Annotated in this window: 14 protein-coding genes, 1 tRNA gene and 1 pseudogene; 10 read left to right on the plus strand and 6 right to left on the minus strand. The window is 63.5% G+C overall.

The window, feature by feature from the left end:
- Positions 1 to 234, minus strand: a pseudogene (locus tag RMN73_RS06475) (folate-binding protein); the annotation flags it as partial.
- Positions 235 to 256: 22 nt separating this feature from the next.
- On the opposite strand from RMN73_RS06475, the gene pyrC reads away from it, so the two are divergent.
- From pyrC to RMN73_RS06490, 3 genes are all read left to right on the plus strand, one after another.
- Positions 257 to 1273, plus strand: coding sequence for a dihydroorotase (gene pyrC / locus RMN73_RS06480; RefSeq protein WP_309602505.1), 1017 nt, complete (start codon positions 257 to 259; stop codon positions 1271 to 1273).
- Between the two features lie 65 nt (positions 1274 to 1338).
- Complete coding sequence (locus RMN73_RS06485; protein ID WP_309602506.1) at positions 1339 to 1842, plus strand: hypothetical protein; 504 nt, start codon at positions 1339 to 1341, stop codon at positions 1840 to 1842.
- Between the two features lie 60 nt (positions 1843 to 1902).
- Positions 1903 to 1994: transfer RNA gene (locus RMN73_RS06490), tRNA-Ser, on the plus strand.
- A 65-nt stretch (positions 1995 to 2059) separates the two neighbouring features.
- On the opposite strand, the gene RMN73_RS06495 is transcribed toward RMN73_RS06490, so the two are convergent.
- The 3 genes from RMN73_RS06495 to RMN73_RS06505 are packed head-to-tail and all read right to left on the minus strand — an operon-like array spanning position 2060 to position 4764.
- Complete coding sequence (locus tag RMN73_RS06495; protein ID WP_309602507.1) at positions 2060 to 2377, minus strand: 2Fe-2S iron-sulfur cluster-binding protein; 318 nt, start codon at positions 2375 to 2377, stop codon at positions 2060 to 2062.
- A 2-nt stretch (positions 2378 to 2379) separates the two neighbouring features.
- On the minus strand, positions 2380 to 3606 hold the full coding sequence (locus RMN73_RS06500) for an FAD-dependent oxidoreductase (protein ID WP_309602508.1): 1227 nt from the start codon (positions 3604 to 3606) through the stop codon (positions 2380 to 2382).
- A gap of 3 nt (positions 3607 to 3609) precedes the next feature.
- Positions 3610 to 4764: an acetyl-CoA acetyltransferase gene (locus RMN73_RS06505; protein ID WP_309602509.1), complete on the minus strand. Its 1155-nt coding sequence runs from the start codon at positions 4762 to 4764 to the stop codon at positions 3610 to 3612.
- Positions 4765 to 4811: 47 nt separating this feature from the next.
- Between RMN73_RS06505 and RMN73_RS06510 the strand changes: the two genes are divergently transcribed.
- Entirely contained in the window at positions 4812 to 5174 is a 363-nt protein-coding gene (locus RMN73_RS06510) for an OB-fold domain-containing protein (protein WP_309602510.1), read from the plus strand.
- On the opposite strand, the gene RMN73_RS06515 is transcribed toward RMN73_RS06510, so the two are convergent.
- A complete protein-coding gene (locus RMN73_RS06515) occupies positions 5171 to 6373 on the minus strand; it encodes a CoA transferase (protein ID WP_309602511.1) in 1203 nt (400 codons plus the stop codon). The genes RMN73_RS06510 and RMN73_RS06515 overlap by 4 nt on opposite strands.
- A gap of 68 nt (positions 6374 to 6441) precedes the next feature.
- Between RMN73_RS06515 and RMN73_RS06520 the strand changes: the two genes are divergently transcribed.
- Positions 6442 to 7173: a ThuA domain-containing protein gene (locus RMN73_RS06520; protein ID WP_309602512.1), complete on the plus strand. Its 732-nt coding sequence runs from the start codon at positions 6442 to 6444 to the stop codon at positions 7171 to 7173.
- On the opposite strand, the gene RMN73_RS06525 is transcribed toward RMN73_RS06520, so the two are convergent.
- On the minus strand, positions 7170 to 7811 hold the full coding sequence (locus RMN73_RS06525) for a TetR/AcrR family transcriptional regulator (RefSeq protein WP_309602558.1): 642 nt from the start codon (positions 7809 to 7811) through the stop codon (positions 7170 to 7172). The two genes, RMN73_RS06520 and RMN73_RS06525, sit on opposite strands and share 4 nt — an antisense overlap.
- 114 nt (positions 7812 to 7925) lie before the next feature.
- Between RMN73_RS06525 and RMN73_RS06530 the strand changes: the two genes are divergently transcribed.
- From RMN73_RS06530 to RMN73_RS06550, 5 genes are all read left to right on the plus strand, one after another.
- Positions 7926 to 8687 carry an SDR family oxidoreductase gene (locus RMN73_RS06530; protein ID WP_309602513.1) on the plus strand — a complete coding sequence of 254 codons (762 nt, stop codon included), beginning with the start codon at positions 7926 to 7928 and terminating at the stop codon, positions 8685 to 8687.
- A 174-nt stretch (positions 8688 to 8861) separates the two neighbouring features.
- Positions 8862 to 9623, plus strand: a complete 762-nt coding sequence (locus tag RMN73_RS06535; RefSeq protein WP_309602514.1) for an SDR family oxidoreductase — start codon at positions 8862 to 8864, stop codon at positions 9621 to 9623.
- Positions 9624 to 9629: 6 nt separating this feature from the next.
- A complete protein-coding gene (locus RMN73_RS06540) occupies positions 9630 to 10961 on the plus strand; it encodes an aromatic ring-hydroxylating dioxygenase subunit alpha (protein ID WP_309602515.1) in 1332 nt (443 codons plus the stop codon).
- Positions 10962 to 11002: 41 nt separating this feature from the next.
- Positions 11003 to 11932 carry a thiamine pyrophosphate-dependent dehydrogenase E1 component subunit alpha gene (locus tag RMN73_RS06545; protein ID WP_309602559.1) on the plus strand — a complete coding sequence of 310 codons (930 nt, stop codon included), beginning with the start codon at positions 11003 to 11005 and terminating at the stop codon, positions 11930 to 11932.
- A gap of 1 nt (position 11933) precedes the next feature.
- The gene (locus RMN73_RS06550) at positions 11934 to 12944 is read left to right on the plus strand and encodes an alpha-ketoacid dehydrogenase subunit beta (RefSeq protein WP_309602516.1); all 1011 of its coding nucleotides are present in this window, start codon (positions 11934 to 11936) and stop codon (positions 12942 to 12944) included.
- The last annotated feature ends 20 nt before the right edge of the window (positions 12945 to 12964 follow it).

Below are 12964 nucleotides of genomic sequence, written 5' to 3' on the forward strand. Positions count from 1 at the left end.
CATCGACAGCCGCTTCACCAGCGCCTCCGCATCCGCATCCGCTACATCGAGTAACACATCATCGCCATCACCCCAGATGATGAAATCGGCGATCACCTTGCCCTGCGGCGTCAGCAGCGCGGCGTAAGCGGGGAGCGTCTCGAGCCTATTGGTCACCAGCCCGTCGAGGAACCCGCGCACGTCCTCGCCTGACAGACGGATGACAGTGCGGTCGGTGAGGGTGGTTTGAGCCATCACCCTTAGCTAAGAGGCTCGCGTGACCGATACAATCACCATCCGCCGCCCCGACGACTGGCACGTCCATTTGCGCGATGGCGCGATGTTGGCGAAGGTCGCGCAATACACCGCGAGGCAGTTCGCCCGCGCGATCATCATGCCCAACCTCGCGCCGCCGGTGACGAGCGTCGCGCTGGCCGCGGCTTACCGCGACCGGATCATCGCCGCCGCCGGCCCCGACTTTACCCCGCTGATGACCGCTTACCTGACCGACCAAGCCGACCCAGACGAGCTCGCGCGCGGCCATGCGGAAGGCGTGTGGGTCGCGGCCAAGCTCTATCCGGCGGGCGCGACCACCAACAGCGCGAGCGGCGTGACCGACATCGCCAACCTTTGCCCCGCGCTCGCGCGGATGGAGGCGATCGGCATGCCGCTGCTGGTCCACGGCGAGGTAACCGACCCGGAAGTCGACGTGTTCGATCGCGAGGCGGCGTTCATCGACCGCATCCTCACCGGGCTGATCCGCGACTTTCCGGCGCTCAAGATCGTGTTCGAGCATATCACCACCAGGCAAGCCGCCCAGTTCGTCGCCGATGCCCCCGCCACCATCGCCGCGACCATCACCCCGCAGCATCTCCACCTCAGCCGCAACGACTTGTTCGATGGCGGCCTTCGCCCCCATGCCTATTGCCTGCCAGTGCTGAAGCGTGAGGAGCATCGCCTTGCGGTTCGCGCCGCCGCCACCTCGGGCAGCGCGAAATTCTTCCTCGGCACCGACAGCGCGCCCCACGCTCGCGACGCCAAGGAAAGTGCGTGCGGCTGCGCCGGCATCTTCAACGCCCCGTTCGCGCTCGAAAGCTATGCGGCGGTGTTCGACGAGGAAGGCTTGCTCGACCGGCTGGAGGGCTTCGCTTCGGAGCATGGCCCGCGCTTCTACGGCCTGCCGCTCAACGCGGGCACCGTGACGCTGCGGCGCGCGCCAAACCAGGTTCCCGATGCGTTTGGCGACCTGATCCCGTTTCATGCCGGGCAGGAGCTCGGCTGGCGCCTCGCCTGATCGGCCATTGCGCGACTCGAAACGGAGGCGCAATGTTCCGGGCATCAGCCACGAGGAGACCGCTCATGTTGCTCATCACCTTGTTCGCGCTCGCATCACCCGCCGCCGCAACCAAGACCATGGCGCTCGACGATTGGGAAGTGGCGACGATCGTCTCGGTCGGCAGCCCGTCCCCGACCAGCCCGGCGACCTATATTGTCGTCCAGACTGGCGATCTCGACGGCGACGGCGTTCCCGATGACGCTTATCTCAAACTCGCCTGCTCGGACGGCAAATTGACCCAGGCCTCGTACCAGGTGAAGGGCCCGCGCGACGCCGCTTCGGGTCAGGCGACCGGCAAACGCCAGCACAAGCCGGTCACCTTCGTTAAGGAATGGGGCGCCGCCACGCCGCAATTGAGCGCGATCAAACCGACCTACGACGTCAAGACGCTCAAGGGCTCACGCGCCGTGATGGGAGAGGATGGCTGGCGGTCAATCTCGCTCGCCAATACCGACGGGCTATGCACAACCGCCGGAGCGGCGGCGAAGACGATAACCAAGACCCGTTCCAACATTCAGAACAATTGAGCCAATCGCCCGGTTGAACCGCGCCCTTCCCTTCGCTACAGCCCGCCGACTGCCGCAGCCGGAGACGTGGGTGAGTGGCTGAAACCAACGCTTTGCTAAAGCGTCATACGGGTTAAACTGTATCGAGGGTTCGAATCCCTCCGTCTCCGCCAATTTATTTAATGAATACAATGACTTAGCCTAGGACATGCGCCACTCGCTCGAACAAATTTGCGGATCAGTCTTCGGGCGCGACGGTGACGGCAATGCCGGCGAGGTCGGGGGTGAACGGAATTTGGCATGACAGGCGGCTGTTGGCCTGCCGCGCGCCCGAGCAATCGAGCAAGTCATCCTCGTCGGCGCTCATCGACGGCAATTGGCCGAGCCACGCCTCGTCGACATAGACGTGACATGTCGCGCAACTGGCACAACCGCCGCACAAAGCGAGGATTTCATCGATCCCGCCGTCGCGCAGATTTTGCATCAGCGACAAGTCGCCTTGTCCATCGAGGACGTGGATCGAGCCGTCGCGTTTGGTGACATTGATGGTCGGCATGGTCAGGCCTTCTGGAAGAGGGATTTCAAGGGGATTTCGGGGTCGGCGAGCAGCATCGGGTCGATTGCCGCGCGCGCCTCGACTAATGCGCGGCCCTGTACATAGTCCCTGACGCGATTGACACAATCGAGCGCGATCACCGCGCAGCCAGACAGATAGATGAGCGAAAAGCTGCGGGTGTCAGGATCGCCGCGAAGGACGGTCGAATCGTAGCCGGTCGACAGGCCGACGGTCTGCAATTTGAGGTCATACTGGTTCGACCAAAACCATGGGGTCGCACGATACGGGGCGGGGTCGCCGACGATGAAACGCGCGACGGTGGTCACCATGTCGCTGGCATTCTGAATCGATTCGATTCGCACCGGCGCGCCGGGCGCAAAGCGGCTGTGGTGAAGCGCACAATCCCCCACCGCAAAAATGTCGGTCAGGCTGGTTTGGCAATATTCGTCGACGGTGACGCCGTTGCCGCCATCGGCGCCGGCGTCGAGCAAGGGCAGGATCGACGGGACAATTCCAATCCCGACGATCACGACGTCGGCCGCGATCCGCGTGCCGTCGGCGAGGCGCAGCGCTTCGACGCGGGACGTGCCTTCGATTGCTGTGAGCGAGGCGCCGGTGCGAAGGTCGACGCCATGCGCGCGATGCACGGCTTCGAAGAATTGCGACAAGGGCTCGCCGGCCACACGGGCGAGCACGCGTGGCAATGCTTCGAGCAGGGTCACCTGCTTATCCAGCTTGCGAAGCACGGCCGCCGCTTCGAGCCCGATGTAGCCGCCGCCGACGATCGCGATCCGGCTGGCGCTGGCAAGATCGGCATGGAGCGCGTCAACGTCGGCGCGGGCGCGGATCGCGTGCACCCCGGCGAGGTGCGAACCGGGACAGCCCAGCTTCCGCGCATGACCGCCGGCGGCCCAGATCAACTGGCCATAAGCAAAGCGCTTACCGGAGGCGGCGCGGACAATATGCTCTGCGGGATCGATCGCCACGATGGTTTCCCCCGGGATCAGGTCGATCGAGCGTTCGGGCCAAAAAGCGGCCGGGCGTAGCGCCAGCGATTCGCAGCTTTTTTCGCCGGCCAGATAATCCTTCGACAGCGGTGGGCGCTCGTAGGGGAGGTCGGTTTCTTCGCCCAGGAGCGCGACCGATCCGGCAAAGCCAAGTTGGCGAAGCATGATCGCGGCTTGCGCGCCGGCATGGCCCGAACCGACGATGAAGACGTCCCAGTGCATCTCCTAAACCTTGACCAAAGAATCTGCGCCGCCAAGGATGACAGTTGCCTGGCTCGACAAGGTGCCGCCATTGCCGTGCGCCAGTGCCAGTTCCGCTCCCGCAATCGGGTTGGCGGCATCCCCGCGCAACTGCCGTACCGCCTCGACGATCGCGAACAATCCGTACATGCCTGGATGGCAGCAGGACAGGCCGCCACCGTTGGTGTTGACCGGCAGGCTGCCGCCCGGTGCAATCGCCCCCGAGGCCACGAACGGCCCGCCTTCGCCTTTGGCACAGAAGCCGAGATCTTCGAGGAACAGGATCGTGTTGATGGTGAAGGCGTCATACAATTGAACGACGTCGATCGCGTCCTGGCGGATCCCGGCCATAGCCAACGCGCGTCGGCCGCTGTCGGCGGCTGCGGTGGTCGTAAGGTCCGGCATGCTGCTGATCGCATGGTGATCGGTTGCCGCCGCAGCACCGAGCAGGCCGACCGGACCCGAGCGGCAATCCCGGGCCCGGGCGGCGCTGGTCAGGACGATTGCCGCCGCGCCGTCGGTCACCAGGCAGCAGTCGGCCTTCGTCAAAGGATCGCTGATCATGCGTGACGCCAGGCAATCGGCGATCGATAGCGGCCCGCGCTCTACCGCCTCGGGATTAGTGCTGGCCCATTGCCGCGCGGCCACGGCTACCGCTGCAAGCTGTTCGCGCGTTGTCCCATAGTCGTGCATGTGGCGCGCCGCAGCCAAGGCATAACCGGTCAACGGGAAGATCGGGCGATAAGGCGCTTCGTAGGGCGAGGGGCGGGCCGGGGTCGAAAGCGACCCCCGGGCGCTGCACTGGTTCGACCCGAACACCAATAAAGCGACGTCGATCATGCCCTGATCGAGCAGCGCGGCGGCGGTAATGAGATGGCTCATTGGGGCCGATCCGCCGGTCCGGTTGCAATCGGTGAAGCGCGGCTGCAGCCCATAATGTTCGGCCATGCTGAGCCCGGCGAACATGTCATCGGGCAGGCAGCCGAACAGGCCGTCGACCTCGGCCAGGGCAATGCCGGCATCGTCGAGCGCAGCGAGGCCAGCGCGGGCGGCGAGTTCGATCGCGCTCCAGCCGGGCATCGTGCCGATTCCGAAGGTCGCCGCGCCGACAATCGCGGTTGCGCCGGGCCGCCAGCTCATCGGCATAGATCGTTGACGCTGCGGCCCGGGCTTCCTATCGTCGCGCGATGGCTGGTCCCGAACGAATGTGGCGCGATGCGCTGGCCGACGGCCGATTGATGCTGCCGCGCGAGATTTCCACGGGGCGCTGTTTCTTCCCCCCGCGAGTTGCGTCGCCGCTTAGCGGCGAAGCGTGGGACTGGGTCAAGGCAAGCGGGCGCGGCACGGTTTATTCTACCAGCATCGTCCATCCCAGACCGCCCGACGCGCCGTATAATGTGGCGCTGGTCGAGCTTGAAGAAGGGCCGCGGTTGATGAGCCGGATCGATGGGGTTGCGCCCGATGCGGTGGCGATCGGGATGAAGGTCGTGGCGCGGATTGACCGCGATGGTGCCGAACCGTTGCTGTTGTTCGTTCCTGCCGACCATTAGACCAACGCTTTGCTGTCGCGCAGCGCCGCGATTTCGCTCTCGGCGAAACCATAATCGGCAAGCACCGAATCATTGTCCGCGCCAAGCGCTGGCGCCGGATCGCCAATAGCGCCGGGGGTGCCCGAAAAACCGGTCGGGATCCCGGGAAAGCGCAAACGGCCGTCGGCGGTCTCGCGCTCGTCCCAGAATCCCGCCTCCTGCAAGTGCGGATCGGTCAGTAGGTCGGTCGGGCTCATCACCGGCATTGCGGGCACTTCGATGCGGCGAAACAGCTCCATCCACTCGGCCGAGCTGCGGTCCTTGAGAATGTCCGTCAGTCGGCCGAGCACCGCGCCGATGTTGCGCGTCCGCTCGCCGATCGAGGCGAACATCGGGTTGGTCGACCAGACTGGATTGCCGATCGCGTCGAAGAAGGCGCGCCAGTGACGATCGGTATAGATCATCAGCGCGAGATAGCCGTCGCTGGTGCGATACGGATGTCGTTCCTTGGCCACGACGCGGGGATAAGCGGGCGGGCCGAGTGGCGGATCGTAGAGCGAGCCGCCGAGATGCTCGGCATACATGAACGAGACCATGGTCTCGAACATCGGCACTTCGATTTCCTGGCCCGTGCCGCTTTTTTCCCGGGCATAGAGTGCGGCGATGATCGCATAGGCACCGGTCAGGCCAGCGACCTTGTCCGCAACCACGGTCGCCAGATACGCGGGGGTTCCGCCGTTGAGGCTGGCCTGGAGGTCGGCGAGGCCTGACGCTGCCTGGACGATGTCATCATAAGCCGGATAATCGGCATAGCGACCCTTGGCGCCGAACCCGTAGAGATTGGCGTAAACCAGCTTCGGACTGCGCTCTTGCAACGCGGCATAATCGAGCCCGAGGCGCTTGATCGCGGCGGCGCGCATCGAATGAACGAACACGTCGGCCTGCTGCGCCATGCGCAGCACGACGTCGCGCGCGGCGGGCTGCTTCAAATCGAGCGCAAGGCATTTTTTGCCGCGATTGAGGTTGATGAACATCGCTCCCCGCCCTGCTTCGGGACCCGGCGGCAAGTGACGGGTGGTATCCCCGGCCGGCCCCTCGATCTTGATCACGTCGGCACCCAGATCGGCAAAAATCTGGGTTGCGTAGGGGCCCATCAGCACGCTGGTCAGGTCGAGCACCTTGACCCCGGCGAGCGGACCCTGGCCGCGGCCGCCACTCATCGCGATGCCCTTGCCAGCGCGGCGCGCGTGCCTAGTCTCGCGCGGGCGAACGGCGAAGGAAGTAGTTCATGCAGGCACATCTGGTGGCGGCCGGGAAATATCACGACATCGACTTTGCGCGGCTCGAACTGCTCAAATTGCTGGCCGAGCATCCGGTCATCCGGACGAGCGTTGCAAGCAGCTATGGCGAGACGGCGCGGCTCGACCAGTGCGACCTGCTGATCACCTACACGTGCGATCTCGTCCCGGTCGGGGACGAGCTTGGTGCGGTGCGGCGTTTCCTCGATCGCGGTGGGCGCTGGCTTGCGCTTCACGGGACCAATTCGATCATCCGCTTCGCTGCCGACGGAAAAGCGACCACGCCCGACGAAGCGCCCGAATTCATGGAATTGCTCGGCACGCGATTCCTCGGCCACCCGCCGATTGCGCCATTCCCCGTGCGGATCGTTCGCGGCGATCATATGCTGACCGAGGGGCTCCGCGACTTTTCGATCGAGGACGAACTGTACCTGTCCGAACGCACCGCCGAAATCGACGTGCTGATGGCCACGGAGTTCGATGGCGAATGCCCGGACTTTGCCGACTCCAACCAGCATCAGGAAGAAGTGCCGATCCTGTACCAGCGGCAGGTCGGCGCGGGCGCGATCCTGTATTGCACGCTTGGGCATTGCCGCGGCCATTACGACCTCAAACCACTCGCCGGATTTTGGCCGCATCCGCAACGCTGCGCGTGGAATTACCCTATTTTCCACGAGATATTGCGACGCGCCATTGGCTGGGCGATGCATCGACCGGCCTAAGGCTTCAACTTGGGGCGTAGCGCGAGAATCTGCTTCTCCAGATTCTGCAGCACCGGGTCGATCATCGCTTCGTCACAGCCATGAATCATGCGGTTGATGGCCATGCCCTCGATCGTATTCTGGGTCAGCGCCAGCGCCAAATTGAAGCTCTGGCGGTCCTGCTGCCATTCGGGGAACAGCTGGATCGCAAGTTCGTACCAGCGGTCGCGGAACTGCGCCTGGGCCGGCTCAAGGATATTCGCCAGCGGTTGGTCGGTGCGCGACGCGATGGCCAGTTCGACAAAAGCAGTGAAGGTCGGGCTGAGCAATTGCTTCCAATAGGTGCGCACCAGCGTGCGGACGTCGGGCGCGGGATTTTCGACCGCCCGGCGGAAACCGCGCAAGCGCCGCTCCATCAGCTCGGCAATGGTTGCCTGCATCAGCGCACCACCATTGTCGAAATGGTGGAGCATCGCGCCGCGCGACAACCCCGCCTCGCTGGCCACCTTGAGCGTGGTCGTGCTTGAATAGCCGAACTTGATCAGGCAGCGGATCGTCGCTTCCACCAGACGGGCGCGAGTCTGGGCGCTTTTCAATGCCTGCTGCGAACGGGGCGGCACCTTGCGCGGCACGGTCTTGCGGGCAGCGGACAATGCCATCACTCAATTTTTCTCCGTTGAAATTAAAAACAAGCATGATTGTTTTTGCTTTGACAAGTCAAGCGGGCTTTGGCGCATAAGCAATTCATTGAGCGACGCAAGAAGGAGCGCTGTATGGGCCGGGTTCAGGACAAAGTAGCGATGGTAACCGGAGGGGCTTCGGGATTGGGCAAGGCCGATTGTCTACTGCTCGCCGAGGAGGGCGCGAACGTCGCCATTGCGGATATCGACATGGCCGGTGCCGAAGCGCTGGCCGTGCAGATCGGTGCGCGAGCAATTGCGATCAAGCTCGACGTTTCGAGCGAGTCCGACTGGCAGGCGGCGCTGGCAACGGTCGAGCAACGGTTCGGTGGGCTCAACATCCTCGTCAACAATGCCGGCATCGTGGTTGTCGCTGATCCCGAGGAGACCACCCTTGAGCAGTTTCGGAAAGTTCAATCGGTGATGAGCGAGGGCGTGTTCCTCGGCTGCAAGCACAGCATTCCATTAATCGCCCGCTCTGGCGGCGGATCGATCATCAACATGAGCTCGACCGCCAGCCACCTCGGCTATCCGCCGTTCTTCGCATATTCGGCGGCCAAAGGCGCGGTTCGGTCGCTGACCAAATCGGTCGCGGTTCATTGCCAGCAGAAAGGCTACGGAATCCGCTGCAATTCGGTGCATCCCGGATCGATCGAAACGCCGATGGTGCAAGGCGCCATGGGCCGACCGGGGGAAGAACAGGACGTGCCCGATGGGGTGCTTCCGGCCGGCGCGATCGGCGCCCCCAAAGACGTCGCCAATCTTGTCCTGTACCTGGCGTCGGACGAATCGCGGTTCGTGACCGGGGCCGAGTTGGTGATCGACAACGGCTTGACCATCACCCCCGCCGGATGACGAAAAACAAGCAGGATTGCTTTTTTTCTTGATGCGTCGCAATCGCTGTCGCAAGGATGATCCATGATCGAACCGTGCAACGCGCTGAAGCTCGGCAAAACACAGCAGATTTCGAGCGGCGCGCAGCTTCTGCGATTGCCCCGCGACGATGATCTCAGGCGATAGGAGAGCGGCGTGGACCTTGGACTGGCGGGCAAAAAGGCAATCATCGTCGGCGGCGCGCGCGGGATCGGGTTCGCCATCGCCGAAGTGCTGGCGCGCGAAGGCTGCGACCTGGCGATCAGCGCGCGCAGCGGCGATGCGGTCAAGGACGCGGTCGCCAGCCTGAAGCGCTACGACACTAAGGTGGTCGGCGGCCCGGTCGATGTGAAGAAGCCCGATGCTTATCGCAAATGGATCGAGAAAGCGGTCGACCAGCTTGGTGGTTGCGACATCCTTATCCCGATCACCTCGGCGGGCGGCGGGCTGGGTAGCGAGAAATATTGGGAAAAGGCATTCGAGGTCGACGTGATGGGCCCGGTGCGCGCGGTCGAAGTCGTCCTGCCGCATATGGCCAAGCAGCAATCGGGATCGATTGTGCTGATCGCGACCACCTCGGCGGGTGAGGCTATGGGCGGACCGCAGGCCTATAATGCGATGAAGGCGTCGCTCGTCACTTGGGGCAAGCAGCTTGCTTTGGCGCATGGCAAGGACGGCATCCGGGTCAACGTCGTTTCGCCCGGACCGATCGAGTTCGAAGGCGGCAATTGGGAAATGATCAAGGACACGATGACCAAATTCTACGACGCGACGCTGCGTCAGCAACCGATGGGCCGTTTTGGCCAGCCTGACGAGATTGCTCGCTGCGTCGCCTTCATCGCCTCACCCGCCGCGAGTTGGGTCAACGGGTCGCACCTGATTGTCGATGGCGGTTTCACCAATCGGACCCATTTCTAGGCCGCCATGGACGTCAAGCGCCAAGTCAGGATCGAACGGGTCAGCGCGAAGGCGGCGGGCAATGGCACGCCGGTCGACAAGGCGCCCGACCCCGATCTCGGCCATGGCCTGATCCCGGTCGAGCGCTATATCAGCCGCGACTTCATGGCGCTGGAATGGCAGCATGTCTGGACCAAAGTCTGGCTGCTCGGCGGGCGCAGCGACGACATCCCCGACCCGGGCGACTATATCTGTACCGACATCGGCAAGGAAAGTGTGCTCATCGTTCGCCAGCCCGATGGGTCGGTCAAGGCGTTCCACAATGTCTGCCTTCACCGTGGCAACCGGCTTCGTCCCGAAGGCATTGGCAAGGGCGTCGAGAATTTCCAGTGCATGTATCATCACTGGACCTATGCGCTGGACGGGGCGATCGAGCATATTCCCGACCGGTCGAGCTTTCCCCAGGGCTGCCCGCCGCAGGGGCGGATCCAGCCGCTTCCGGCGGGCGAATGGGGCAGCTTCGTGTGGTTTTCGCTCGATCCCGAGGTTGAGCCGCTGGAGCAATATCTCGACCCGCTGCCGCGCCACCTCGGCCCCTATCATTTCGAGCGGATGCGGTGGGTGCGCGACCTAACCATCGAATGGAATTGCAACTGGAAGGCCAGTGTCGACGCGTTCAACGAAAGCTATCATGTCCAGGGCATTCACCCGCAGCTGATGTGGTACCTCGACGACGTCAATCTGCAGATCGACTGCTACCGGCGGCACAATCGCTACCTGATCCCGTTCGGCACCATTTCACCGCGCAAACCCCTGCCGAGCCAGATCCCGCCTCCGATCATGCACCTGATGGAAAAGGCTGGGATGGACCCGGCCGACTGGGACGGGCCAATGACCGGCATTCGCAAGGCGATCCAGAAACAGATGCGCAAGTCGGCAAAGAAGAAGGGCCGCGATTATTCGGAGCTCAACGACGATCAGATGACCGACGATTATCACTACATGATCTTTCCCAATGTGACGCTCAACACCCACGCCGACGATTTGATGCTGTTTCGCCAGCGGCCGCACCCGACCGACCCCGATAAAATGTATTACGACATCTGGATGTTCGAGCTGGCCGATGCCGAGAAGGACGATCCGGCGGTCGAATATCGTCGGCCGAAACACCAGCATTTCACCTATGGTGACAAGTCGATCGGGCTCGTGCTCGACCAGGATGCATTCAACCTGCCCAATGTGCAGAAAGGCATGCACTCAAGCGCGTTCGAAGGCCTGTGGTTGGGGGAGCAGGAATTGCGCATCCGCCACTTCCACAAAGTGGTCGACGATTATCTCGCGAAAGGGGACGTTGCGTGAGCCAATTGGGACGCGAGCAATTGCTCGAGGCTTATACCAAGATGGCGACCATCCGCCGGTTCGAGGAACGCCTGCACGACGAGATCAAGACCGGGGAAATCGCCGGTTTCACGCATTTATATTGCGGCCAGGAAGCGGCGGCGGTCGGGGTTTGCGCGCATCTTGCCGACGATGATTATATCGTCTCGACCCATCGCGGCCACGGCCATTGTATCGCCAAGGGCTGCGACGTTCCGGCGATGATGAAGGAAATTTACGGGCGTCGCGACGGCTTGTGCAAGGGCAAGGGCGGATCGATGCACATCGCCGATGGGTCGATCGGGATGCTCGGTGCTAACGGAATCGTCGGCGCGGGTGCACCGCTGGCGGTCGGGGCGGCAATCAGCGCCAAGCTCGACGGGCGGGGCAAGGTCGCCGTTGCATTCTCGGGCGACGGTGCCTGCAACCAGGGGACGACGTTCGAGGCGATGAACATGGCGGTGGTGACCAAGGCGCCGGCGATCTTCGTGTTCGAGAACAACCATTATTCTGAGCATACCGGGCCCGACTATGCGGTCGGTACAGCGCGCGACATTGCAAGCCGCGCCGAAGCCTTCGGGATGAAGGCGTGGCGCGCCGACGGCTGCGATTTCTTCGCGACATTCGACGCGATGCGCGAATTGCTCGATCATGTCCGGGGCGGGGGCGGACCGGCGGCGATCGAACTGGACACCGAGCGTTTCTACGGCCATTTCGAGGGCGATCCGCAGCGCTATCGCGGGGTCGGAGAACTCGACCGGATCCGCGAAGAACGCGATTGCCTCAAGGCGTTCCGGGCAACGGTGACCGAGCGCGCCCTGTTCGACCTTGCCGAGCTCGATCGAATCGACGCCGAGGTTCAATCCCTAATCGACCGGTGCGTTGAGGAAGCCCGCGCCGCGCCGCCCCCTGAACCCGAAGACGTCCTCGAAGACGTTTATGTGAGTTATTGAGATGGCGGTGATGTCGATCCGCGACGCGATCAACGCGACCCTGATGGCCGAGATGGAGCGTGACGAGAGCATCATCCTGCTCGGCGAAGATATTGTCGGTGGCATGGGCACGGCGGGCGGGCCGGAGGCGATTGGCGGCATCTGGGGTGCGACCGGCGGGCTGTGGGCAAAATTCCCCGACCGCGTGATCGACACGCCGATCAGCGAGAGCGCGATCGTTGGCGCGGCGGCGGGGGCGGCCTTGGCTGGCAAGCGCCCGGTGGCGGAGCTGATGTTCGCCGATTTCGTCGGGGTCAGCCTCGACCAATTATGGAACCAGATGGCCAAGTTCCGTTACATGTTCGGCGGCAAGACGCGCTGCCCGGCGGTGATCCGGCTGATCTATGGCGCAGGGATGAACGCGGCGGCGCAGCACAGCCAGTCGGTCTATGCGATGATGACCGCGATGCCCGGGCTCAAGATTGCGCTGCCCGCCACGCCGGCCGATGCCAAGGGGCTGCTGACCGAGGCGCTGCACGGCAACGATCCGGTATTGTTCTTTGAACATAAGGCGATGTTCGGGGTGAAGGGCGAGGTGCCTGACGGGCAATATCGCGTGGCGTTCGGGCAAGCGCGAGTTACGCGTGAGGGAGGCGATGCGACGATCGTAACCTGTGGGCGCATGGTCGGGTTCGCCGAAAAAGCGGCCGACAAGCTGGCCGCCGACGGGATCGGCTGCGACGTGATTGATTTGCGAACCACCAGCCCGATGGACGAAGAAGCGATTCTCGACAGCGTCGAGGAGACGGGGCGGCTGGTCGTGGTCGATGAAAGTCCGCCGCGTTGCAGCCTCGCCACCGACATTGCCGCGCTCGTCGCGAACAAGGCATTCGGCGCGCTGAAGGCGCCGCCTGAAATGGTCACCGGCCCGCACACGCCGATCCCGTTCGCGCGAGAGCTGGAGCGGGCGTGGCTGCCGTCACCGGGCAAGATCGAGGAGGCGGTGCGCAAGACGCTCGCCTATCGGCGGTAGTCGTGGCGCTGAAGGCCTTC

The organism is Sphingomonas sp. (assembly GCF_031372575.1).
In the GTDB taxonomy this organism is placed as follows: Bacteria; Pseudomonadota; Alphaproteobacteria; order Sphingomonadales; family Sphingomonadaceae; genus Sphingomicrobium.

Excerpts from the sequence above, each read along its gene's own strand:
- RMN73_RS06485 (WP_309602506.1), top strand. The coding sequence starts at position 1,339 with ATGTTGCTCATCACCTTGTTCGCGCTCGCATCACCCGCCGCCGCAACC.
- RMN73_RS06495 (WP_309602507.1), bottom strand. The coding sequence starts at position 2,377 with ATGCCGACCATCAATGTCACCAAACGCGACGGCTCGATCCACGTCCTC.
- RMN73_RS06500 (WP_309602508.1), bottom strand. The coding sequence starts at position 3,606 with ATGCACTGGGACGTCTTCATCGTCGGTTCGGGCCATGCCGGCGCGCAA.
- RMN73_RS06505 (WP_309602509.1), bottom strand. The coding sequence starts at position 4,764 with ATGAGCTGGCGGCCCGGCGCAACCGCGATTGTCGGCGCGGCGACCTTC.
- RMN73_RS06510 (WP_309602510.1), top strand. The coding sequence starts at position 4,812 with ATGGCTGGTCCCGAACGAATGTGGCGCGATGCGCTGGCCGACGGCCGA.
- RMN73_RS06515 (WP_309602511.1), bottom strand. The coding sequence starts at position 6,373 with ATGAGTGGCGGCCGCGGCCAGGGTCCGCTCGCCGGGGTCAAGGTGCTC.
- RMN73_RS06520 (WP_309602512.1), top strand. The coding sequence starts at position 6,442 with ATGCAGGCACATCTGGTGGCGGCCGGGAAATATCACGACATCGACTTT.
- RMN73_RS06525 (WP_309602558.1), bottom strand. The coding sequence starts at position 7,811 with ATGGCATTGTCCGCTGCCCGCAAGACCGTGCCGCGCAAGGTGCCGCCC.
- RMN73_RS06530 (WP_309602513.1), top strand. The coding sequence starts at position 7,926 with ATGGGCCGGGTTCAGGACAAAGTAGCGATGGTAACCGGAGGGGCTTCG.
- RMN73_RS06540 (WP_309602515.1), top strand. The coding sequence starts at position 9,630 with ATGGACGTCAAGCGCCAAGTCAGGATCGAACGGGTCAGCGCGAAGGCG.
- RMN73_RS06545 (WP_309602559.1), top strand. The coding sequence starts at position 11,003 with ATGGCGACCATCCGCCGGTTCGAGGAACGCCTGCACGACGAGATCAAG.
- RMN73_RS06550 (WP_309602516.1), top strand. The coding sequence starts at position 11,934 with ATGGCGGTGATGTCGATCCGCGACGCGATCAACGCGACCCTGATGGCC.